Origin of the sequence: Pseudomonas sp. M2(2023) (genome assembly GCF_030263955.1) — a bacterium.
Taxonomy (GTDB): domain Bacteria; phylum Pseudomonadota; class Gammaproteobacteria; order Pseudomonadales; family Pseudomonadaceae; genus Aquipseudomonas; species Aquipseudomonas asiatica.
Map to the genome: position 1 here is coordinate 3,228,629 of NZ_CP127114.1, position 22,573 is coordinate 3,251,201.

At 64.2% G+C, this 22,573-nt stretch carries 18 protein-coding genes; 9 read left to right on the forward strand and 9 right to left on the reverse strand.

Annotated features, from left to right (window positions below; all coding sequences use genetic code 11):
- Positions 1–104 precede the first annotated feature (104 nt).
- Together QN085_RS14835 and QN085_RS14840 are read right to left on the reverse strand one after the other, a co-directional pair.
- Complete coding sequence (locus QN085_RS14835) at positions 105–1,304, reverse strand: MFS transporter (RefSeq protein WP_013972960.1); 1,200 nt, start codon at positions 1,302–1,304, stop codon at positions 105–107.
- A gap of 105 nt (positions 1,305–1,409) precedes the next feature.
- Positions 1,410–2,315 carry a LysR family transcriptional regulator gene (locus QN085_RS14840; RefSeq protein WP_013972961.1) on the reverse strand — a complete coding sequence of 302 codons (906 nt, stop codon included), beginning with the start codon at positions 2,313–2,315 and terminating at the stop codon, positions 1,410–1,412.
- 117 nt (positions 2,316–2,432) lie between these two features.
- Between QN085_RS14840 and QN085_RS14845 the strand changes: the two genes are divergently transcribed.
- The 3 genes from QN085_RS14845 (at position 2,433) to QN085_RS14855 (ending at position 6,804) form a co-directional block, all read left to right on the forward strand.
- Complete coding sequence (locus tag QN085_RS14845; protein WP_013972962.1) at positions 2,433–2,783, forward strand: cupin domain-containing protein; 351 nt, start codon at positions 2,433–2,435, stop codon at positions 2,781–2,783.
- Between the two features lie 206 nt (positions 2,784–2,989).
- Entirely contained in the window at positions 2,990–5,407 is a 2,418-nt protein-coding gene (locus QN085_RS14850; RefSeq protein WP_023661444.1) for a glucose/quinate/shikimate family membrane-bound PQQ-dependent dehydrogenase, read from the forward strand.
- 128 nt (positions 5,408–5,535) lie between these two features.
- Positions 5,536–6,804: a carbohydrate porin gene (locus QN085_RS14855; protein WP_023661445.1), complete on the forward strand. Its 1,269-nt coding sequence runs from the start codon at positions 5,536–5,538 to the stop codon at positions 6,802–6,804.
- 119 nt (positions 6,805–6,923) lie between these two features.
- On the opposite strand, the gene argE is transcribed toward QN085_RS14855, so the two are convergent.
- Positions 6,924–8,084 (reverse strand): acetylornithine deacetylase, encoded by a 1,161-nt coding sequence (gene argE / locus QN085_RS14860; RefSeq protein ID WP_013972965.1) that lies wholly within the window; start codon positions 8,082–8,084, stop codon positions 6,924–6,926.
- Positions 8,077–8,754: a DUF1028 domain-containing protein gene (locus QN085_RS14865; protein ID WP_013972966.1), complete on the reverse strand. Its 678-nt coding sequence runs from the start codon at positions 8,752–8,754 to the stop codon at positions 8,077–8,079. Before QN085_RS14865 ends, argE begins: the two co-directional genes overlap by 8 nt.
- Positions 8,755–9,058: 304 nt before the next feature.
- Between QN085_RS14865 and QN085_RS14870 the strand changes: the two genes are divergently transcribed.
- Together QN085_RS14870 and QN085_RS14875 are read left to right on the forward strand one after the other, a co-directional pair.
- Positions 9,059–10,378: a flavin-containing monooxygenase gene (locus tag QN085_RS14870; RefSeq protein ID WP_015270678.1), complete on the forward strand. Its 1,320-nt coding sequence runs from the start codon at positions 9,059–9,061 to the stop codon at positions 10,376–10,378.
- Entirely contained in the window at positions 10,378–10,794 is a 417-nt protein-coding gene (locus tag QN085_RS14875) for a RidA family protein (protein WP_015270679.1), read from the forward strand. The genes QN085_RS14870 and QN085_RS14875 overlap by 1 nt, the downstream gene beginning before the upstream one ends.
- Before the next feature lie 158 nt (positions 10,795–10,952).
- On the opposite strand, the gene QN085_RS14880 is transcribed toward QN085_RS14875, so the two are convergent.
- The 4 genes from QN085_RS14880 to pgm form a co-directional block, all read right to left on the reverse strand.
- Entirely contained in the window at positions 10,953–13,358 is a 2,406-nt protein-coding gene (locus QN085_RS14880) for a TonB-dependent receptor (protein ID WP_023662601.1), read from the reverse strand.
- A gap of 66 nt (positions 13,359–13,424) precedes the next feature.
- Complete coding sequence (locus QN085_RS14885; RefSeq protein ID WP_041505887.1) at positions 13,425–14,369, reverse strand: FecR domain-containing protein; 945 nt, start codon at positions 14,367–14,369, stop codon at positions 13,425–13,427.
- Positions 14,369–14,878, reverse strand: a complete 510-nt coding sequence (locus QN085_RS14890) for a sigma-70 family RNA polymerase sigma factor (protein ID WP_013972971.1) — start codon at positions 14,876–14,878, stop codon at positions 14,369–14,371. The genes QN085_RS14885 and QN085_RS14890 overlap by 1 nt, the downstream gene beginning before the upstream one ends.
- Positions 14,879–14,956: 78 nt before the next feature.
- Complete coding sequence (gene pgm / locus QN085_RS14895; RefSeq protein WP_013972972.1) at positions 14,957–16,594, reverse strand: phosphoglucomutase (alpha-D-glucose-1,6-bisphosphate-dependent); 1,638 nt, start codon at positions 16,592–16,594, stop codon at positions 14,957–14,959.
- Between the two features lie 401 nt (positions 16,595–16,995).
- On the opposite strand from pgm, the gene QN085_RS14900 reads away from it, so the two are divergent.
- The 4 genes from QN085_RS14900 (at position 16,996) to QN085_RS14915 (ending at position 20,231) form a co-directional block, all read left to right on the forward strand.
- Positions 16,996–17,946: an IS110 family transposase gene (locus QN085_RS14900; protein WP_013970357.1), complete on the forward strand. Its 951-nt coding sequence runs from the start codon at positions 16,996–16,998 to the stop codon at positions 17,944–17,946.
- 252 nt (positions 17,947–18,198) lie between these two features.
- On the forward strand, positions 18,199–18,846 hold the full coding sequence (locus tag QN085_RS14905; protein WP_013972973.1) for a DUF1345 domain-containing protein: 648 nt from the start codon (positions 18,199–18,201) through the stop codon (positions 18,844–18,846).
- An 80-nt stretch (positions 18,847–18,926) separates the two neighbouring features.
- On the forward strand, positions 18,927–19,691 hold the full coding sequence (locus QN085_RS14910; RefSeq protein ID WP_082041828.1) for an RHS repeat-associated core domain-containing protein: 765 nt from the start codon (positions 18,927–18,929) through the stop codon (positions 19,689–19,691).
- A 279-nt stretch (positions 19,692–19,970) separates the two neighbouring features.
- The gene (locus QN085_RS14915; RefSeq protein WP_031324937.1) at positions 19,971–20,231 is read left to right on the forward strand and encodes a DUF1652 domain-containing protein; all 261 of its coding nucleotides are present in this window, start codon (positions 19,971–19,973) and stop codon (positions 20,229–20,231) included.
- On the opposite strand, the gene QN085_RS14920 is transcribed toward QN085_RS14915, so the two are convergent.
- Positions 20,228–22,318, reverse strand: coding sequence for a putative bifunctional diguanylate cyclase/phosphodiesterase (locus QN085_RS14920; RefSeq protein WP_041505886.1), 2,091 nt, complete (start codon positions 22,316–22,318; stop codon positions 20,228–20,230). The two genes, QN085_RS14915 and QN085_RS14920, sit on opposite strands and share 4 nt — an antisense overlap.
- Between the last annotated feature and the right edge of the window lie 255 nt (positions 22,319–22,573).

The window sequence follows — 22,573 nt, forward strand, 5'->3', positions numbered from 1 at the left end:
GTGCGAAGCGCCCCCACGATCTACGCATCACTTCAGAATTGCCGGGGCCGCTTTGCGGCCCTTTCGCGACACAAGGCCGCTCCCACAGGTGACCGCGCTACCATTCAACCCCGGCGCGCTTTGGTCAGGAAGATGATCAAGGCCACGCCCGGCAACCCCGCCCCCACCAGCGCCACACCCTGCCAGCCGAACTGGCTGAACACCGCACTGGCCACCGCCGAACCCAGCGCCCCACCCAGGAAGATGCTGGTCATGTACACCGCGTTCAGCCGCCCGCGGCTGGCCGGGTCCAGCGCGTACACTTCACGCTGGCCGATGACCATGTTCATCTGCACCGCAAAATCCAGCAGCACGCCAGTCAGGCCCAGGCCGATCACGCTGTAGCCCGGCACGGTCAGCCCCAGCAACAGTGCCGCCGGTGCCAGTAACAACGCCAACAGCGAACCGGCCCGGGCATGCCCGGCATCGGCCAGGCGGCCGGCCATGGGTGCGGCGACGGCGCCTACCGCGCCCACCAGGGCGAATACTGCGATCTGGCTCTGCGACAGGCCATGCTCGGTTGCCAGGGCCATCGGCACCGCCGTCCAGTACAGGCTGAACGCCGCGAACATCAACGCCTGGTACAGCGAGCGCTGGCGCAGCAAGGGATAACGGCGCAGCAGCGTGAGCAGCGACAGCATCAGCCCGGCATAGCTGGCCTTGTGCTCGGGCACCCGCCGCGGCAAGGTCAGGGCCAGCAGCAGGATGATCGCCAGCATCACCGCGGCAGCGCCAATGAACACCGCCCGCCAGCCGAAGTAGTCGGCCACCAGGCTGGACAACGGCCGCGCCAGCAGGATACCCAGCAGCAGGCCGCCCATGATGTTGCCGACCACCCGCCCACGCTGCTGCTCCGGCGCCAGGTGCGCCGCCAGCGGGATGAGCATCTGCACCGCCACGGAACTGAAACCGATCAGCAGTGCATAGCCGAGGAACAGCTGGCCCTGGCCGCTGCTGCTGGTGCCCGCCAGCAGCAGGCTGACGCAGGCCAGCACGGCGGTAGCCACCATCAAGCGGCGGTTTTCCAACAGGTCGGCCAGCGGTACCAGCAACAGCAGGCCCAAGGCATAGCCAAGCTGCGTGAGCGAAACGATGAGGCTGGCATGCTCGGTGGACAGCCCCAGGTCCGGGGCGATCAGGCCGACGATGGGCTGGGCATAGTAGATATTGGCGACGATCGCGCCGCAGCAGAACGCCAGCAGGGCGACCAGGGCCCGGCTGAGGCCGGTGGCGGCAGGCTGCGCGGCGGCAAGGGAGGGATTCATGCGAGTGTCCTCGGCGATGGCTGGAATATGCCGGCCACCTTACCCAGACGCACTCCTGGCGAGAATCCAGCGCTGGCGCAACAGGGCTTTGCGCACTGCGCAACACTAGGTGCTGCGCTGCAACAGGTTTTCGCAAAAGTCGATAAAGGCATTCACCCGCCGTGAACCACGATGATTGGGCAGATACAAGGCGTTGATGCTGTCATTGGCAGCGCCGGGGCTGGCCTGCCAATCGGGGAACAGCCGCTGCAGGCGCCCGGCCGCCACGTCCTCACGCACCAGCCAGTCGGCCAGCAGCGCGATGCCGCTGCCCGCCAGCGCGGTTTCGCGCAGCATGTCGGCATTGGCACTGCGCAACGGCCCGCTCACGTCCAGTTCCAGACTGTCCTGCCCACGGGCCAGGCGCCAGGGGCGGCTTTTCTGCCCGTAGCGAAAGCGCAGGCAGGCGTGCTCGAGCAGCTGCCGCGGATGCTCCAGCGCGTCACGCCCGGCCAGGTAGCCCGGGCTGGCCACCAGCCAGCGCTGGAAGCGACCCAGCTGGCGGCATACCAGCTCGTCATTGGGCGAGGGGTCGCCCAGGCGGATCGACAGGTCATAGCGCCCGTCAAGCAGGTCATCCAGGCGGTCGCTGAGGTCGATGTCCAGCTCCAGAGCCGGATGTTGCGCCAGGAACGGCCCCAGGTGCGGGGCGATGACCCGCCTGCCGAACTCCACCGGCAAGCACAGGCGCAACACGCCAACCGGTTCTTCACCCCGGTCGGCGACACTGGCATCGGCCTCGTCCAGGGCCTCGAAAATACCCCGCGCGCGCTCGTAATAACGGGCGCCGGCCTCGGTCAGGCTGACCTGGCGCGTGGAGCGGTTGAGCAAGGTGGCGCCCAACGCCGCTTCCAGGGCATCGACCAGGCGCGTCACCGACGATGTCGCCAGCCCAAGCTGGCGGGCGGCGGCAGAAAAGCCCTGGGCATCGACGGTGGCCACGAACATTTTCATCGCCAGGAGTTTGTCCATTTGTTGCCCGTCTTCCAAATCCCGGAAAGTTCTTACAAACAGCCGGGCCGGTCAAGAAGCGCGGCGCACGGCAATTGCGTCCATAGTGGAACTACCCCCTTCCAAGCGAGGTTTTCCATGATCCCGACCAACCTGCTGACTGCCCTGCCCCCTTGCGACCCCACCAGCTCCGAACGGGTCGACCAACTGCTCAGCCGCCCGGGTGTGCGTGTTGAGCGTATCGTTTCCAGCGGCCAGGCCAGCCCGCCCGGTTTCTGGTACGACCAGGCCGAAGGCGAATGGATCGTGCTGCTCAGTGGCGCCGCCGGCCTGCGCTTCGAGCACGAGAGCCACACCCGCCTGCTGGCGCCGGGCGATTGCCTGGACATCCCGCCGCATTACCGCCACCGCGTGGAATGGACCGCCCCCGGCACCGCCACCATCTGGCTCGCGGTGTTCTACAGCAGCGGCACTCCGTGGCCGGCGTGAACCCGGTAATCGAAAATCGAACGCGGGTTAACCAGCCGACATGAACACCCTGTTTACTGCAATTTTAAGCGCATGATCTAGACTTTTAGCCACACCTTGCAGAGTTCAACCCTGCGACAATCCGCCCCACAAAATTATGTACCAACTTGTTAATTAGCAAGCTAAGAGATTACACTGCGCGCATTCCACCTGCTGAGATCCCTGGCATGAAAGAAACACCGCGCGCCTCTGGCGCCACAAACATTATCCTGGTCGGCCTGGGCGTGATCATCGCCCTGCTCGGCCTCCTCCTGGCTGCGGGCGGCGTCAAGCTGGCCGGCCTGGGAGGTTCCTGGTACTTCCTGATCGGCGGCCTGGCCATGGCCATCGCCGGCGTTCTCATCGCTCGCCGCAAGCCGGCTGGCGCCTGGCTGTACGCGGCGTTCCTGGTCGGCACTGCCATCTGGGCGCTGATCGACGCAGGCCTGGTGTTCTGGCCGCTGTTCTCGCGCCTGTTCATGTTCGGCGCAATCGGCATGGTGGTGGCACTGGTCTACCCGCTGCTGGCCCGTGCCAATGGCGCCAGCGCCGGTCGCGGTGCCTATGGCGTTGCCGGGGTGATGGCCGTGCTGCTGGTGATCGCCGCCGGCAACATGTTCGTCGCCCACCCAAGCGTCGCCCCCACCGGCAAAGGCCCGGGCATGACCCCGGTCGAGGCCGGCAAGGCGCAGAAGGACTGGGCTCACTACGGCAACACCGAAGGTGGCAGCCGCTTCGCCGCGCTGGACCAGATCAACCGCGACAACGTCAACAAGCTGAAAGTGGCCTGGACCTACCGCACCGGTGACGTGGCGCTCAGCGACGGCAACGGCGCCGAAGACCAGCTGACCCCGCTGCAGGTCGGCAACAAGGTGTTCATCTGCACCCCGCACAACAACCTGATCGCCCTTGATGCCGACACCGGCAAAGAGCTGTGGAAGAACGCGATCAACGCCCAGTCCAAGGTCTGGCAGCGTTGCCGTGGCATGGCCTACTTCGACGCCACTGCCGCCATCGCCCAGCCGACCCAGCCGAACAGCTCGCCAATCACCGCGGCCAGCGTACCGGCCGGTGCCAACTGCCAGCGTCGCCTGCTGACCAACACCATCGATGGCCGCCTGATTGCCGTCGACGCCGACACCGGCGAGTTCTGCCAGGGCTTCGGCAACAACGGCCAGGTCGACCTCAAGGCCGGCCTGGGCGATGTGCCGGACTCCTACTACCAGCTGTCCTCGGCCCCACTGATGGCCGGTACCACCGTGGTGGTCGGCGGCCGCGTCGCCGACAACGTCCAGACTGACATGCCAGGCGGCGTGATCCGTGGTTTCGACGTGATCACGGGTGAAATGCGCTGGGCCTTCGACCCCGGCAACCCGGAAGATCGCCAGGCGCCCCAGGGCGACAGCACCTATGTGCGCAGCACCCCCAACAGCTGGGCCCCGATGTCCTACGACCCGGCGATGAATACCGTGTTCCTGCCGATGGGCTCGTCGTCCACCGACATCTACGGTGTCGAACGCAGCAAGCTGGACCACACCTATGGCGCTTCGGTACTGGCCCTGGACGCCACCACCGGCAACCAGAAGTGGGTGTTCCAGACCGTGCACAACGACCTGTGGGACTTCGACCTGCCGATGCAGCCGAGCCTGATCGATTTCACCAAGGACGACGGCCAGTCGGTACCTGCAGTGGTAATCGGCACCAAGGCCGGGCAGATCTACGTGCTCGACCGCGCCACCGGCAAGCCGCTGACCCAGGTCGACGAAGTACCGGTCAAGCCAAGCAACATCCCCAACGAGCCGTACTCGCCAACCCAGCCGAAGTCGGTGGGCATGCCGCAGATCGGCGCGCAGACCCTGACCGAATCGGACATGTGGGGCGCAACCCCGTACGACCAGCTGCTGTGCCGCATCGACTTCAAGAAAATGCGCTACGACGGCCTGTACACCGCGCCGGGCACCGACCTGTCGCTGAGCTTCCCGGGTTCGCTGGGTGGCATGAACTGGGGCAGCATTTCCACCGACCCGGTACATGGTTTCATCTTCGTCAACGACATGCGCCTGGGCCTGTGGATCCAGATGATCCCGTCGCAGAACAAGGGCGGTGCCGCTTCCGGTGGCGAAGCGCTGAACACCGGCATGGGTGCAGTACCGCTCAAGGGCACCCCGTATGCAGTGAACAAGAACCGCTTCCTGTCGGTGGCCGGCATTCCGTGCCAGGCGCCGCCATTCGGCACCCTGACCGCCATCGACATGAAGACCCGCCAGGTGGCGTGGCAGGTACCTGTGGGTACCGTCGAGGACACCGGCCCGCTCGGCATCCGCATGCACTTGCCGATCAAGATCGGCCTGCCGACCCTCGGCGGCACCCTGTCCACCCAGGGCGGCCTGGTGTTCATCGCCGGCACCCAGGACTTCTACCTGCGCGCCTACGACAGCAGCAACGGCAACGAAATCTGGAAGGCTCGCCTGCCAGTGGGCAGCCAGGGCGGCCCGATGACCTACGTTTCGCCGAAAACCGGCAAGCAGTACGTGGTGGTCACGGCTGGCGGCGCGCGCCAGTCGACTGACCGTGGCGACTACGTGATTTCTTACGCCTTGCCGTAACACCGCGTCGCCCCCTTCGCGGGTAAACCCGCTCCCACAGGAACTGCACAGTTTGCAAGGGCAGTGAAAATCCTGTGGGAGCGGGTTCACCCGCGAAGAGGCCTTAGAAGACAACCCGAGATTCAGCAATGCCATCCGCAATTCGCATCACCCCCACCCTGTTGCTGGCCCTCGCCAGCAGCACCGCCCTGGCCGACGGCGACCTGATGACCCGCAGCACCCTGACCGGTGACTGGGGCGGCCTGCGTCACCAGCTGGAAGAAGACGGCGTCAAGTTCACCGGCGACTACAGCGGCGAAACCGCCTACAACGCCCACGGTGGCCTGCACCGCTCGGCGCGCTACTCGCAAAACCTGAAACTGGGCGTGCAGTTCGACCTGTCGAAACTGTATGGCCTGGATAACGGCGGCAAGGTCCAGCTGACCATCAACGACCGCCGCGGCAACAGCGCCTCGGAAGACCTGGTGGGCAACCGCCTGCCGATCCAGGAAAACTTCGGCGGCCTGTACACCCGCCTGACCGAACTGAGCTACGAGCGCACCCTGTTCACCCCGGCACTCAACGTCAAGCTCGGCTACATGGCCATGGGCAACGACCTGGGCGGCCTGGACAGTGGCATCCTGTGCAGCTTCATGAACGCCGGCTTCTGCGGCCACCCGCTTAACATGTCTGGCGGCAGTGGCTGGACCAATTACCCCAATGCCCACCTGGGCGTGCGGGTGAAGTACGACCTGTCGCCGTCCTGGCAGTTGCGTGTGGCGGCGTTCAACGTCGACCCGGAAAGCAACGGCAACTCCAGCCGCGCCTGGCACCTGGGCCCCAAGCACACCACCGGCACCGTGGTACCGGTAGAGCTGGTCTACAAGCTGCAGGGCGAGCTGCCTGGCGAGTACAAACTGGGCTACTACTACGACAGCTCCGACGTGAAGCGCATCGGCAGCGACGAGGAAGTGTCCGGCCGTGGCGGCCACTATCTGCTAGTCGACCAGGCGGTGTGGAACGACCAGGGCTTGCCGGGCCGCAGCCTGCATGCCTTCGGCCAGTACTCGGCGTCGAGCAAGGCCGCCTCGCCATTCACCAAGTGGTATGGCGCCGGCGTGGTGCTGTACAAGCCGTTCGCAGGCCGCCCGAAGGATACTGTGGCCCTGGGCTATGGCCGTGCCGTACCCAACCCGCGTAGCCGCGACGTGCTGGAAGATGCCGCGTTCGATGCCGGGCAGCAGTTCCCCGATATCGACAGCGGCGAGCAGCTGGTCGAGCTGAGCTATGGCTACCAGGCCACACCGTGGCTGAACCTGCGCCCGGATGTGCAGTACATCATCGAGCCGGGCGCGTTCTCCGGGAAGGACATCGACAACGCGCTGGTGGTTGGCCTGCAGGTCAAGGCTACCTTCTGAATACCCGGGGCCGCGCTGCGGCCCATTCGCGGGTGAACCCGCTCCCACAGGTACTGCACAGCCCTTGAGACTGACGAGATCCTGTGGGAGCGGGTTCACCCGCGAAGAGGCCAGCGCAATCAACCCTGCCTGAGGTAATCCACCAGCCTCAGCAACATGGCATCACACCCCCGCAACTGCTCGACACTGACGAACTCATCCGGCTTGTGCCCCTGGTCCATGCTCCCGGGCCCACACACCACAGTCGGGATGCCCACCTGGTCGAACAGTCCACCTTCGGTACCAAACGCCACCGTACCGAACTCATCCGAACTACTGAGCAACGCCACCAGGCCAGCCGCCTCGCTATCCGCTGGCGTGGCCAGCCCCGGATACGCACTCAACGGCTGCAGGCGAATGGCGCTGGCGGCATTGACCTTGCGCATGCGCGGCAGCAGTTCGGCCTCGGCATAGGTTTGCAGCTGGTCGGCCACTGCCTGCGCCTCGAACCCCGGCAAAGCCCGTACTTCGAAATCGAATTCGCATTCCGCCGGCACGATGTTCAGCGCCCTGCCCCCTTTGATCACACCGGTCTGCACCGTGGAGAACGGTGGGTCGAAGCGCTCGTCGTGATGCTCCGGCAACGCCAGGGCATCACCAATATCACCCAGCTTGCCGATCAGCTTCGCCGCATACTCGATGGCATTCACCCCATACGGCGCGTACGCCGAGTGGCAGGCCGCACCATGCACCTGGCAACGCATCGCCAGCTTGCCCTTGTGCCCCAGCACCGGCTTGAGTTCGGTGGGTTCGCCAATCAGGCACAGCCGTGGCTTGTGCGGGCGCTGCTCCAGCGCGGCCAACATCGAGCGCACCCCCAGGCAGCCGACTTCCTCGTCGTAGGAGAACGCCAGGTGCACCGGCATGCGCAACGGCTGTGTGAGAAACGCCGGTACAGCCGCCAGTACCGAAGCGATGAAGCCCTTCATGTCGGCCGTGCCGCGGCCATACAGGCGCCCGTCGCGCTCACTCAGGGCAAACGGCTCGACTGTCCAGGCCTGGCCGTCCACCGGCACCACATCGGTATGCCCGGACAGCACCACGCCGCCAACGTCCCGGGGGCCGATGGTGGCGAACAGGTTGGCCTTGGTGCCTTCCGGGTTATGGAACAGTTCGCTTTCCACCCCCAGCTCGGCCAGGTAGTCGCGGATGAAGCTGATCAGTTCGAGGTTGGAATCCCGGCTGACCGTGGCAAAGCCGATCAGCCTGGCCAGCAGCGCGCGACTGGCAAATTCACTCATCGCCCGGCACCCCGTAGCTTGGCGCGGCAGTCGGGTTGAGGGCGCGGGTGACGTAGTCCTGCATCTGCGGCCGATATGCCTGCCACAGGCCATCGAGCACACCGATCGGGTCGGCTTCGGCCCAGTCCACACGCAGGTCCACCAGTGGCCAGGTCAGTTCGCCGGCAATCTTCAACGCCGCCGAGTGCACAGGCCCCGCCTCGCCACCTGCGGCCATCGCCGCGTGCATGGCCGCCAGCAGGCGGTCGGCCAGATGCCCGCCGGCTTGTTCAAAGGCCTGCACCATCGCCTCGATCACCTGGGTCGAGGCCAACAGGTTGCCTGCCGCCGCACATTGCTCACCGGCCACGGCGTGGTGGGTGCCCAGGGCTTCCTTGCCAGTGAACAGCGCGACCTGGCCATGGCTGTCGATCACCGTGAGCTGGCGATACTCGCTCCAGCCGTTGGCGCTCAGCACCCGGTCCAGCGCAGCGGCAGGCGGCAACTGGCCCTGTTCCAGGGCATCGAGAATCTGCGGGCCCAGCGCCGGCAAGGTGATGTTCTGGGTGGCGACCGCACCCACACCGGCACGCACCCACGGGCAGCGGGCGCCCACGGCGATGCTCGAAGAGCTGATGGCGATACCGACCTGGCCGGTTTCCTGGCAACGACCGATGATGGAAAAAGTCATGTCATGGTTCCTGTTGTGCTGTGCGATACACGGCATTCTGGGTTGAACCTTTCGGCCGGCGAAACGACCTTTTTCCGAGGGTTTGCAGAGGAAAAAACTATGACCACGAAACGTTCGGACAAAACCCTGGCACAGCTGCTGCTGGAACCGCTGCAGGCGGCAGGAATCAAGGCCTTCGCCGTTTTATCGGCAAGCCCCAGCTAAATACTATTTTCGCCATTTCCACGGCATCCCTAGTCTGGCCCCAGGCAACGGCGGTCCTCCAAACCGACCTGACAAAAACCGCCTGAACAAGGGCTCGGACATGACACTGAACAACCTCGAAATCGACACCCTCGTCGTCGGCGCCGGCCAGGCCGGCGTGGCCATGAGCGAACACCTGAGCAAGCTTGGCGTGCCGCACCTGGTGCTGGAGCGCAAGCGTATCGCCGAGGCCTGGCGCACCGGTCGCTGGGACTCGCTGGTGGCCAACGGCCCGGTCTGGCACGACCGCTTCCCGGGGCTGGAATTCAACCTCGACGCCGACGCCTTCGCCGGCAAGGACCAGGTGGCCGACTACTTCGAGCAGTACGTACGCAAGTACAACCTGCCCGTACGCACCGGCATCGAAGTGAAGAAAGTGCTGCGCAACAGCGACCGCCCCGGTTTTACCATCGAAACCAATGAAGGCGTGATTCGCGCCAACCGCGTGGTCGCCGCCACCGGCCCGTTCCAGAAGCCGGTGATCCCGGCCATCGCGCCGAAAGACAGCAACCTGCACCAGATCCACTCCGCTGCCTATTACAACCCCGAGCAGTTGCCAGAAGGCGCTGTGCTGGTGGTCGGCGCCGGCTCCTCGGGCGTACAGATCGCCGAAGAACTGATGCGTGCCGGGCGCCAGGTGTACCTCTCGGTCGGCGCCCACGATCGCCCGCCACGCGCTTACCGCAACCGCGACTTCTGCTGGTGGCTGGGCGTGCTGGGTGAGTGGGATGCGGAAATCGCCAAGCCTGGCCGCGAGCACGTGACCATTGCCGTCAGTGGCGCCCGTGGCGGCCACACCGTGGACTTTCGCGCCCTCGCCCACCAGGGCATGACCCTGGTCGGCCTGACCCAGTCGTTCGAGAACGGCGTGGCGCGCTTCCAGGACAACCTGGTCGAGAACATCAACCGCGGCGACGAAAACTACCTGGCCCTGCTGGATGCCGCCGATGCCTACATCGAACGCAACGGCCTGGACCTGCCGGAAGAGCCCGAAGCCCGCAAACGCCTGGCCGACCCGGAGTGCATGCGCAACCCGCTGCAGCAACTGGACCTGGCCAAGGCCGGCGTCACCAGCATCATCTGGGCCACCGGTTACGGTGTCGACTTCAGCTGGCTGCAGGTAGACACCTTCGACGCCAACGGCAAGCCCCAGCACCAACGCGGCGTGGCCCGCGAGCCGGGTGTGTACTTCCTTGGCCTGCCGTGGCTGTCGCGCCGTGGCTCGTCGTTCATCTGGGGCGTGTGGCACGACGCCAAGCACGTCGCCGGCCACATCGCCACGCAACGCACCTATGCCGCCTACCGCGACCGCGAGCAACGCGCAGCGGATGAGCAGCAGCAACCCAAGATCAGCAACGTCAGCACCCTCGGAGCCCACTGATGCCTACTCATACCCGCATCCGCATGTTCAACACCAAGGCCACCTACCCCAACCAGACCCTGGACAACGACCTGTGCCAGGCGGTGCGCGCCGGCAACACCATCTACGTGCGCGGCCAGGTCGGCACCGACTTCGAAGGCAACCTGGTGGGCCTGGGTGACCCTCGGGCGCAGGCCGAGCAGGCAATGAAGAACGTCAAGCAACTGCTCGAAGAAGCCGGCTCGGACCTGTCGCACATCGTCAAGACCACCACCTACATCACCGACCCGCGCTTCCGCGAGCCGGTGTACAAGGAGGTAGGCAAGTGGCTCAAGGGTGTGTTCCCGATTTCCACCGGTCTGGTGGTGGCCGGGTTGGCCCAGGCCGAGTGGCTGATGGAGATCGATGTGATCGCCGTGGTGCCAGATTCGGTCTGATCGATCGGTTCAACCTGTAGGAGCGGCCTTGTGTCGCGAAAGGGCCGCAACGCGGCCCCAGGATTGATGCGCAACACTTGAAATTGCTGGGGCTGCTTTGCAGCCCTTTCGCGACACAAGGCCGCTCCTACAGGGAACGCGCCCACTTTTGAAATGGGCTAGAAACCCACTGTCGCCGACAGCAGGTAGGTACGCGGCGTAGACAGCGTCAGCCCCGGCTCGCTGTCATCCGAAGCTCCGGCCGAGCTCCAGTAGCGGTCGTCCAGCACATTCTCGACACTGGCACGCAAGGTCACCTGAGTGGCATCCACCTTGAACGCATAACGCGCACCCACGTCGTAACGCTCCCAACCGTCGATCTGCTTGCTGTTGTTCTGGTCCAGGTACTGCGAGCTCGAGTGGATGCCCCGCGCCGTCAGGGTCAGGCCGTTCACCCCAGGCACATCCCATTCTGCGCCCAGGTTGACGTTGTACTCGGGCGTGGCCGGCGCGCGGTTGCCATCGTAGGCGCCACCGATGGTGTCGGTCAGTTCGCTGTCGATATACATCACCCCGCCCAGCACACGCACGCCTTGCACGGGCTCGCCAAACACGCTCAGTTCGATACCGCGGTTGTCGCGCTTGCCATTGGGGCCGAACACCCGCGATGTGGGGTTGGTTTCATAGGCGGGCTGGCGGATGCGGAAGGCACTGGCGGTAAAGGCGACCTGGCCCAGGTCGTACTTGGCCCCCACCTCGACCTGGCGGCTGGTGAACGGCGGGAAGATCTGGTCTTCGTTGACCGATGTCGACGGCGCAATCTTGCCCTGGCTCAGGCCCTCCATGTAGTTGGCATACAACGACAGCTGGTCGGTAACCTTGAGCAGCACGCCGCCCGAGGGCGACATCTTCTCTTCATCGTAGGCGGTATCCCCCTTGATGCCGTCGCTCCAGTCATCCACCTGCACCCGCTGCCAACGCGCGCCCAGGGTCAGCAGCAGGCGGTCGTCGAAGAAGCCCAGGGTGTCGGCCAGGGCCACGCCGGAAAAGCGGTTTTCCGTGTACACCTCGGGGTCGATGCGGGTTGGCGTGCCCGGTGTCGGCGTGGCCACCGGGTGGTAGAGGTTGCTGGGCGCCGAGGCATAGCGGGCGCCGCCGTTGGTGAAGTCCATGTAGAAGTAGGTGGCGGCCAGGTTCAGCTCGTGGCTGACCGGCCCGGTATGGAACCAGTTGCGCACGCCGGCCATGGCGGTACGCACGCTTTCATCCCGGGTGAAGTCGCGCGGCTGCACGGTGAAGTCGCCGGCATCGTTGCTGATGGACACGTTGTGGCGCAGGAAGTCATGGTTGCTCTTGCGCGCGCCGACCGCGCCATAGGCCAGCAGCGACTCGCTGATATCGTACTCGGCATGCAGCGCACCGAAGGTGTCGTTGGTGCGCGCCTTGCTCCAGGCCTGGGCGTAGTTGTGGCGTACGTCGTTGGCATCCGGCACCTTGGCATTGGCACCGACCAGCACCCGCTCCTGCGGTGCATCGGTATCGCGCTCGGTATGGCCAAGGTCCGCCGAAAGCCGCAGGCGCTCGCCACGAAAGTCCAGGCCCAACACCGCCATTTCACGTTCGACTCGCTGGTGGTCCCATTCGGTATCGCCCGCCTGTTTCACGCCATTGAAGCGCACGCCGAACTGCTGGCCTTCGCCAAAGCGCCGGCCAACGTCCACCGCACCGCCTGCCTGGCCGGCCGAGGCATAGCTGCCGGTAAACTCGGTGAGCGGCTGGTCGCCGGCTCGCTTGGGCTGCACATTGATGCCGCCGCCGACACTGCCTCGCGGCGAAATGCCGTTGATCAGTTGGCTGGGGCCTTTGATGATGTCGACCCGGTCGGCCATTTCCATGTCGATCGAGTAGGTCGGCAGGATGCCGTACAGGCCGTTGTAGGCCACATCACTGTTGAACAGGCTGAAGCCGCGAATGGTGAACTGCTCGAAGCGCCCACCCGCCGGGTTGGTGGCGCGTACCGATGGGTCGCTGGCGATCAGCTCGCCCAAGGTTCGCGCCTGCTGGTTCTTCACCAGTTCGCTGGTGTAGCTGGTGATGCTGAACGGGGTTTCCATGAAGTCGCGCGTGCCGAGCAGGCCCTGTGAACCCTGACGGGCCACCTGGCCACCGGCATAAGGTTGCGTTTCGTTGCCTGCGGCCAGGCCACCGACGATGCTGGTCGGGGCGATTTCAAGCGCACCACCCGCCTGGGGTGCCGGCATCAATGTGAAAGCGCCCTCGCCCACCGGCAGCAGCTGCAGGCCGCTGCCGCGCAACAGCTGGGTGAAGCCTTCGTCGACGCTGTAGCTGCCGGACAGGCCATTGCTCTGCCGGCCGTTGACCAGCGCCGGGTCCAGCGACAGGCTGACCCCGGCCTGATCGGCAAACTGGGTAAGTGCCGCACCAAGGTTTGCAGGCGGCACCTGATAGCTGCGCCGGGCGGGTTCTTCGGCCCAGGCCGGTGCACACAACAACAGGCTCATGGCGAACAACGGATGTGCCGCACGCGCCAGTGGGCGCAGGCGGCTGGACATGACAACAGGCATTGAACAAGGCTCCCCTTTATTTGCTCCTACCGGTAATGACCGGTGAGCGAAAAAAAGGGGACAGCCTCATGCGCGATTTTCCCGCGCGGCCAGGCTCACCCAGTAACGCGTGCGCGTGTGCACCTGCAACGGCAGACTGGCGGCGAGCAAGGCCAGCACCCGGTCGGTGTCGTCGAGGCGGAACGTACCGGTCACGCGCAGGGCCTCCAGTTCGGGCGCCCAGCGCAGCACGCCGGGGCGGTACCTGCGCAGCTCGTGCAGCAGCTCGCCCAAGGGGCGATCCTCCAGCCGCAGTACCCCTTCGCGCCAGCCCAGCAGCCATGCGTCCAGGCCGGTGACAGGGCCAACCCCGGCCACTTGCAGGCTGGCCTGCTGCCCGGCCTGCAGCAGCAGCGCCGGGCCTTGCCGCGGCTGCAGGTTGGCCGTGCCCTTGAGCACCGATACCCGGCAAGCCTGATCGACCAGGCGCAAGCACACCTCGCCAGCATCCAGCGCGACCTGGCCATAGGGCACCTGCAACGTCAGGCTCAGGTTGCCGGGCAACCTGACTGCCACTTCGCCACGCAGCAATGTCAGGCGACGCGCGCCCAGGTCGATATCCACCGCACTGTCGGTGTTCAACTGCACGAATGTGCCATCGCTCAGCAGCACCTGCCGGCGCTCCCCGACCGCGGTGCGCATGTCGGCGGCCCAGGCCTCCAGCGGCAGTTCGCGGCTTGCCAGCCAGGCCGCCGGCAACAATGCAGCCACGCCCAGGGCCTGCTTGAGCAGCGCCCGGCGGCCGCTATCCGGGCGGTCCAGGGTGGCCATGGCCAATGCGCCGGGTAGCGCGGAAAAGCGCTGGCGCAACAGCAGTGCCTTTTGCCAGGCGTGTTCGTGCAAGGTGTTGCTGGTGCGCCATTGTTCCAGGCGCTGCAGGTCACCCTCGCTGGCAGCGCCAGAGTCCACCAGTGCCAGCCAGCGCGCGGCGGCCTGCAGTGCCTCGCGGGTTTCGGGGGAATGGCTGGTCATTACAGTTCGGCCAGCAGGCAATGCTCGTAGGCCTGCGCCATGTAGCGTTTGACCGAGCGCTCGCAAACGCCCAGGCGCTTGCCGATCTCGGCATAGCCCAGGCCCTCCAGCTGGCTCCAGAGAAAGGCCTTGCGTACCGGCGCCTTGAGGCCGTCGAGCAACTCGTCGAGGGCTTGCAGGGTTTCCAGCAGTACCCAACGCTGCTCTGGCGAGGGCACATGCTGCTCGGGCAACTGCGCCAGTGCATCGAGGTAGGCTTGTTCCAGGCTGCGCCGCTGGTGGAAGTTGCTCAGCAGGCGCTTGCCCACGGTCAGCAGGTAGGCACGCGGTTCGCGAATGTCTGCCAGCGGCTGGGCGCTGGCCAGGATACGCAGGAAGGTATCCTGGCTGAGGTCGGCGGCATCCCAGGCATTGCCCATGCGCCGCCGCAGCCAGGTTTCCAGCCAGCCGCGGTGTTCCCGGTACAGGGCAGGCAGGCTATGCTCCGGTGGCGGCGCGGCGTCGATCATGGGGAAGGCCCTGCGGTGGCGTAAATAAGATTAATTCTAATTTACAGCGCACCACAGAACCAAGCGGTTTGTTACCAGTCAGGCAATCGCCGCATCCACCAGCACTTGCGCTTCCTGCACCAGGCGCTGCAGGTGCGCCTCGTCGATGAAGCTTTCGGCGTAGATCTTGTAGATATCCTCGGTGCCCGAAGGGCGCGCGGCGAACCAGCCATTGGCGGTCATCACCTTCAGCCCACCGATCGCCTGGCCGTTGCCCGGTGCATGGCTGAGGATCTGCACGATCGGCTCACCCGCCAGCTCGGTCGACTTCACCTGCTCCGGCGCCAGCTTGCTCAGCAAAGCCTTCTGCCGGGCATCGGCCTTGGCTTCGACACGGGTGGCGAACGGCTTGCCCAGCGCCTCGGTCAGGTCGGCGTAGGCCTGGCTCGGGTTGCGCCCGGTGCGGGCGGTCATCTCGGCAGCCAGCAAGGCCGGGATCAGCCCGTCCTTGTCGGTGGCCCAGACCGAGCCATCGCGGCGCAGGAACGAAGCCCCCGCACTTTCCTCGCCACCAAAGCCCAGCGTGCCGTCGAACAGGCCCTGGGCGAAGAACTTGAAGCCCACCGGTACTTCGTACAGTTCACGGCCCAGGCGCTGGGTGACGCGATCGATCAGGCCACTGGACACCACGGTCTTGCCGACGGCGGCATCGCTGCGCCATTGCGGGCGGTGGCGGTACAGGTAGTCGATGGCCACGGCCAGGTAGTTGTTCGGCTGCAGCAGGCCATCGGGGGTGACGATGCCATGGCGATCGTGGTCCGGGTCGCAGGCGAAGGCCACGTCGAAGCGTTCGCGCAGGCCGATCAGGCCCTGCATGGCATAGGGCGAGGAAGGGTCCATGCGGATCTGGCCGTCCCAGTCGACGGTCATGAAGCGGAAGGTCGGGTCGACCTCGGTGTTCACCACTTCCAGGTCCAGCTGGTAATGCTCGGCAATCGCCGACCAGTAGCGCACCCCTGCCCCGCCCAGCGGATCGACGCCCAGGCGCAGCTTGGCAGCGCGGATGACGTCGAAGTCGATGACGTTTTCCAGGTCGGCCACGTAGTTGCTCACGTAGTCGTGACGCTGGGTGGTGGATGCCTGCAGCGCCTGGGCATGGTCCATGCGCTTGACGCCCGCCAGGTCAGCAGCCAGCAGTTCGTTGGCCTTGGCCTCGATCCACTTGGTCACATCGCTGTCGGCCGGGCCGCCATTGGGCGGGTTGTACTTGAAGCCACCACTCTGCGGCGGGTTGTGCGACGGGGTGATGACGATGCCGTCGGCCAGGCCCTGCTCGCGGCCACGGTTATGGCAGAGGATGGCATGGGAAACCGCTGGTGTTGGCGTGTATTCGTCGTCCTTGGACAGCATTACCTGCACGCCATTGGCAGCCAGCACTTCCAGGGCGCTGGCGGTAGCCGGTGCCGACAGTGCGTGGGTGTCGGCGCCGATGAACAGCGGGCCATCGATGCCCTTCTCCTGGCGATACAGGCAGATGGCCTGGGTAATGGCCAGGACGTGGTACTCGTTGAAGCTCAATTCAAGCGAAGTGCCACGGTGCCCCGAGGTGCCGAAGGCCACCCGCTGGGCCGCCACGGCAGCGTCGGGGCGGCCGGTGTAGTAGGCGGTGAGCAGTCGGGGAATATCGACCAGCACGCTGGCCGGAGCCGGCTTGCCTGCCAAAGGACTGAGCGTCATGCAGTAACCTCGAGTTCAACGGATGTTGGTGTTGGAGCGTGCAGTGTACTGAGAGTTGCAATGCCGCGCGATGGGCGGCAGCAAAGAATCAGTGAGCACACCGCATACCCTGTGGGAGCGGCTTTAGCCGCGAAGAATCCAACGCGGTGCATGGCACCGGCTGCGCCGGTGTTCGCGGCTAAAGCCGCTTGTGTCTTCAAGGTCTCTTAAACTCGAAAGGGTGAGAGCAGTGGATGGCAGACTGAAAGCCAGGTGTGCTCTAAAGCACGAGTGGGAGCCTAGTCGCCATCCACCTCCCACTCTGACCTAAGCCCGAACAGTTGAATGAGTGGCGAACTCGCAGTCACAAGCTAGGGCTAAGTCAGAGTGCTCTCACTTCTTGAGTGTAAGAGGGCTTGGCGATGATTTCCTACTTCGTTGGTCTCGACGTTTCGAAAGCGACTCTGGATGTGGGCTTTCTTCCTGAAAGTATTCCCCAGTTCCAGGTCAGGAATGACTCTGAGGGCTTTGCGCAACTGATCGCATGCCTGAACGAGCTTGAGGTCGAACGGGTCTTGCTGGAAGCCACCGGTGGCTATGAACGGGCCGTATTCAAAGCCTTGCGACTGGAGGGTTTGAACGTCGTCAGGGTCAACCCCAGGCGCTGTCGGGACTATGCGAGTGCCATGGGCAAAATTGCCAAGACTGACAAGATCGACGCCCAGATGCTGGCGCGGTTTGCCAGGGACTTCGAGGACTTGCCGCAGATAGAGCCTAATCAAGATCGGGATGAACTGGGAGAGCTCATCAAACTCCGTGGCAATCTTGTCCAGCATCGGGATGATGACAAGCGTCGGATGAAACAAACCACTTCAGCTACGGCCATTACCGTTTATACCGAGCATGTCGCTTACCTGAATGATCAGATTAAGGCCTTGGACAAGGCGATTGAGCGTGCCTCGAACGTGCTGGATCGCACGACAGCCATGCGGCTAAGGTCTGTGAAAGGGATTGGCGTCATCAGTTGTGGCACCTTCATGGCCTACCTACCTGAGCTGGGAAGCGTGACGGGGCGCGAAATTGCAGCCTTGGCTGGGTTAGCGCCGTACAACAAAGACAGCGGCAAGAAGAGTGGCCCGAGGAAGATCGAAGGCGGGCGTTACAGAGTCCGCAAGGCGGCCTACATGTCGATCTGGTCAATGATCCAGCATGTCCCAGAAGTTAGAACCCGCTATGAAGCCCTGATAGCCCGAGGCAAGCGCGCAAAAGTTGCCGCAGTGGCGTGCATGCGCGTGTTGCTGGTGCGCCTGAACGCAATGCTGCGTGACGGAACGGAGTGGAAAGAGCTCAAGCCTCAGGTACCCGCACCCTGATCACGAACGAGGATCGATTTTCTACAAATGCGGGCTTCGCCAGCGACACCGCTACGCGGTATCGAGCGAAGCCCTGCCCGAATGGCACGCTTGAAAATAAATTTCTAAAGACAGTTGCTCCCACAGGGTACTTGCCAGCCACCGCGGTGGCTGCTTCGCGGGCTCGCCCGCTCCCACAATGGACCCGAGCATGTCCCTCATCTCTGTAATGACCGGCTAGAGTGGTAGCCATACCCCCGAAAACGAGGCCCCATGGCTTTCCACCGCCTGACCCACACCCACCCGCGCCTGAGCATCGCCACTGTGGTCGGCCTGCTCGGCGCCTGGCTGATCCCCGCCAGCGACAGCGTGCAGCACATCCTCGCCGGCTGGAACCTTGGCGTATGGCTGTACCTGCTGCTGGTGCTCTACCTGACCTTGAGCGCCAATGCGGAAAAGGTACGCAAGGTCGCCCGCGTCGAAGACGAAAACGCCGGCCTGGTCCTGCTCACCGTGTGCATCGCCGCCATCGCCAGCCTCGCCGCCGTCACCCTGCAACTGGTGTCCAGCCGTGGCCTGCAAGGCACGGCGCTGGTCGTGCACTACCTCTACACCGGCCTGACCGTGGCCGGCTCCTGGCTGTTGATCGGCTGCATTTTCAGCCTGCACTACGCGCGGCTGTTCTATACCGGACAAAACCACGAACCGCCGCTGCGCTTCGCCGATGGCGAACGCAACCCCGATTACTGGGACTTCCACTACTTCTCGTTCACCATCAGCGTGGCGGTACAAACCTCAGACGTGGGCGTCGCTGGGCGGGGCCTACGGCGGGTGGTGCTGGCGCATTCGCTGGTGGGGTTCGTGTTCAATACGGCGATTTTGGGATTCACCATCAACATCGCTGCTGGCCTGCTGGGCTGAGCTTCCCATCAATTCTGCTAGTTGCAACCGTTCGGCCCACCAAGAGACTCTTGATGGCCGAAGTGTAAAAGGGTTAAGCCATGAAAACGGCTGGTTCGAAAAGTTTGCTGATTCAAGCCGACACCGCAAGTACGATCATGGGCACGGCTGCAACGCCATCGCAACAGGTGTATTCACCTTATGGGGTTAGTAAGCCGAATTCCGTTGAAAGCTTGTTAGGTTTTACTGGAGCTCTCTATGACGCTGCTTTCAGAACCTATTCGCTTGGAAATGGCCATAGAGTCTATAGCCCTTTACTAATGCGCTTTTACCAACCAGACAGCTTTTCGCCTTTCCATTACGGCGGTCTGAACTGTTATGTCTACTGCCAAGATGACCCTATAAATTTCACCGATCCAACGGGCCGTTTCAAAATGCCGCGTCGACCAATGGCACAGGCCAGAACAAATGGCGTCCCGAAAAATAGCTTCCGCGCATCCCAACGTTTTACTACCCAACGCCCTCGCAGAGTTCAACAAAGGGCCGAGCAACGACAGCAGCAACGAGCACAACGCCCGCAGGACCGGCCGCAAAGAGAGCCACAAGATAATCACCAGGCCCCGCAGCCGCACCAAGCTCCGGAAATGAACCTTGCACAACTGATGCAAATGATGGATCAGGCCCAACAAATCCACCCTGCTGAGCTAACTCTCGGGGGCATGGCGCTCGCCATGTCAGGAGCTTCAATCCTGGAGACGGTCGTTACATGGATGACGACGGGAACCATCAGGAATCCCATGGGTACTACCTCTGCGATGGCAAACTACTCGCCCGGTTATTCACTTCAACGTCCTCCCGTGGGCTGAGGAGCAATGCCGCTCGTCCGAAAGTACCATGTCACAGTATCAATTGCCCCTGCAGAGTTCATCGGAATATCTGCCGCCATCGCACGCGGAAAACGTTTGCCAGAGCGCCGGTCTCCAAGTTGCCGTCCCTCACAAGGATGTGACCGCTGTCATGCATTAGCACATTTGTCGTATTTGCAGCCGAGAATACTCCGTGACAGGTGCTATGGTTACTTTCCCGGCGGCCGCATCGATGTGGCCACCCGCTCACCACGTCCAGGTACGAACAAGGAGGCTGGCATGAACAAGATGACGTTCCCCAACGCCTGCCAGGTGATGCGCTGGCATTTCCACCCGCTGGGCTTCGAAGCCAGCATGGATGCGCCACGCAGCATGGTCGCGCGGCTGTTCGACCGCGCCACCGGCGAAACCCTGCTGGCGATTGCCGGCATCCCCTGCTCGGCAATCATGGCCGCCACCGACGTAGAGCGCATCATCGAGGCCGTCGAGGCGGAGATGGATACTTTCATGCCCGCCTTCACCCTGCGCGACGCAGTCTAGCCCACTGCCGTGCTTTCCTGGCGCATGGCCTGCAACTTGCCCATGAACTGCTCGGCCGGCACCGGCTGGCCCAGTAGGTAGCCTTGCAGCGAATCGCAGCCCAGGCGGGTCAGGAAGTCCTGCTGCCTGTCAGTCTCCACCCCTTCGGCAACGATGCGCAGCCCCAGCGCCTGGCCCAGCGCCACGATTGCCGAAACGATCGCCGCATCGTCGCTGTCCTGCTCCAGGTCGCGCACAAAACCGCGGTCGATCTTCAGCTCGTTGGCCGGCAGGCGCTTGAGGTACATCAGGCTGGAATAGCCGGTGCCGAAGTCATCGATAGACAGGTCCACGCCCATGTCGGACAGCCGCTGCAGCACCGTAAGGCTGGCATCGGCGTCGTGCATGGCGGTTGTTTCGGTAATTTCCAGGGTCAGGCAGTTGGCCGGCAGGCTGTTCTGTTGCAGGGCTCGGGCCACGCTGTCGACCAGCCCGGCATGGCAGAACTGGATGGCCGACAGGTTCACCGCCATGCGCCAGCCGTGGTGCCCCTGGTCCAGCCACTGACGCATCTGCCGGCAAGCCTCGATGAGCACCCATTCGCCAATGGGAATGATCAGGCCGGTCTTTTCTGCCAGGCCGATGAAACGGTCGGGCAGCAACAGGCCCTGCTGCGGGTGCTCCCAGCGCAGCAAGGCCTCGGCACCGATCGGCTGGCAATTCTGGGCGTCGAACTTGGGCTGGTAGTGCAGGCGGAACTGGCGCTGCTCCAGGGCCTGGCGCAGGTCCTGCAGTAGCTGCAATTGCTGGCGGGCGTTGCTGTTCATCGACGCGTCGAAGAAGCTGTAGCCATTCTTGCCGGCGCTCTTGGCGTGATACATGGCAGCGTCGGCATTGCGCAGCAGCTCATGCTGGTCCAGGCCATTGCCCGGGTACAGGACGATGCCCAGGCTCGCTGTCAGCTGCAGGTCATGCTCGGCCACGCGGAATGGCCGTGACACCAGGTTGACCTGCTTGACCGCCACATCCATGGCATCGTTCGGCTCGCGCAGCTCCACCAGCAGCACGAATTCGTCGCCGCCGATGCGCGCCAGCGTGTCCTGGCTGTGCAGGTGCCCGCGCAGGCGCGCCGCCACGGCCTTGAGCAGCAAGTCGCCGATGTGGTGGCCGAAGGCATCGTTGACTGGCTTGAAGCCGTCCAGGTCGATGAACATCAGGGCAAAGCAGCCGCCCTGCTCCGCTACCTTGGCAATGGCCTGCTCGATGCGGTCGGCCAACAACGTACGGTTGGGCAGGTCGGTGAGCGTGTCGTGCAGGGCCAGCTGGGTCAGTTCCTGGTTGGCCAGGGTCAGCGAGCGGGCCAGCTCGGCGGTGCGTGCCTCCAGGCGGGCATCCAGTACCGAGGTGAGCAAGGCCACCGCCAGTACCGCCAGCGTGGTGATCAGCACCAGGTAGACCAGGCCGTCGCCTTGCAGGCCTCCCGCTGCCAGCGCACCGCAGAAGCTGCCTTCGGGGAAATTCGCCGCGGCCATGCCGGTGTAGTGCATGCCAACGATGGCAAAGCCCATCACCACCGCCGCCAGGCCGCGAATCTGCCTCACATATGGAGTATGCGCGCGCAGACGGAAGGCGATCCACAACGCCGCTGCCGAGGCGGCCACGGCAATCAGCAGCGAGGCCCCGAACAGCGTCGGGTCATAGTCGATGCCCGGCAGCATGCGCAGCGCGGCCATACCGGTGTAGTGCATGCAGGCAATGCCGGTGCCCATGATCAGTGCGCCAAATGCCAATTGCTGCCACGGCAGGCTCGGCTGGCTGACCAGCCACAAGGCAAAGCCTGAAGACAAGACGGCGATCAGCAGCGAGAACGCGGTCAGGGCAAGGTCGTAGCCCAGGTCGATGGGCAGGCTGAAGGCGAGCATGCCGATGAAATGCATCGACCATACGCCGATGCCCATCGCCAGCGCGCCACCCCCCATCCACAGCCAGGCAGCCCGGCCTTTGGCCGTGGCGATGCGGCCGGTCAGGTCAAGGGCGGTATAGGACGCCAGGATCGCCACGCACAGCGAAATCAACACCAGCGAAGAGGAGTAGCTACCGGTCAGCATCGAGAGTTCCAGCGGGGCGGGAGGCCCGGAAAAAGCTGACGATTGTACTCAAGGTCAGGCGAAACGCACGGGGTTTTTGCGAATGGGAATGGATCCAAAGGGAAGACGCTGTACGGCCTCGCAGAAATGCACTCTCTTTTGTGGGAGCGGCCTTGTGTCGCGAAAGGGCTGCGAAGCAGCCCCAGCAATATCAGCCATTGTGCCGAGAACCTGGGGCCGCTTTGCGGCCCTTTCGCGACACAAGGCCGCTCCCAC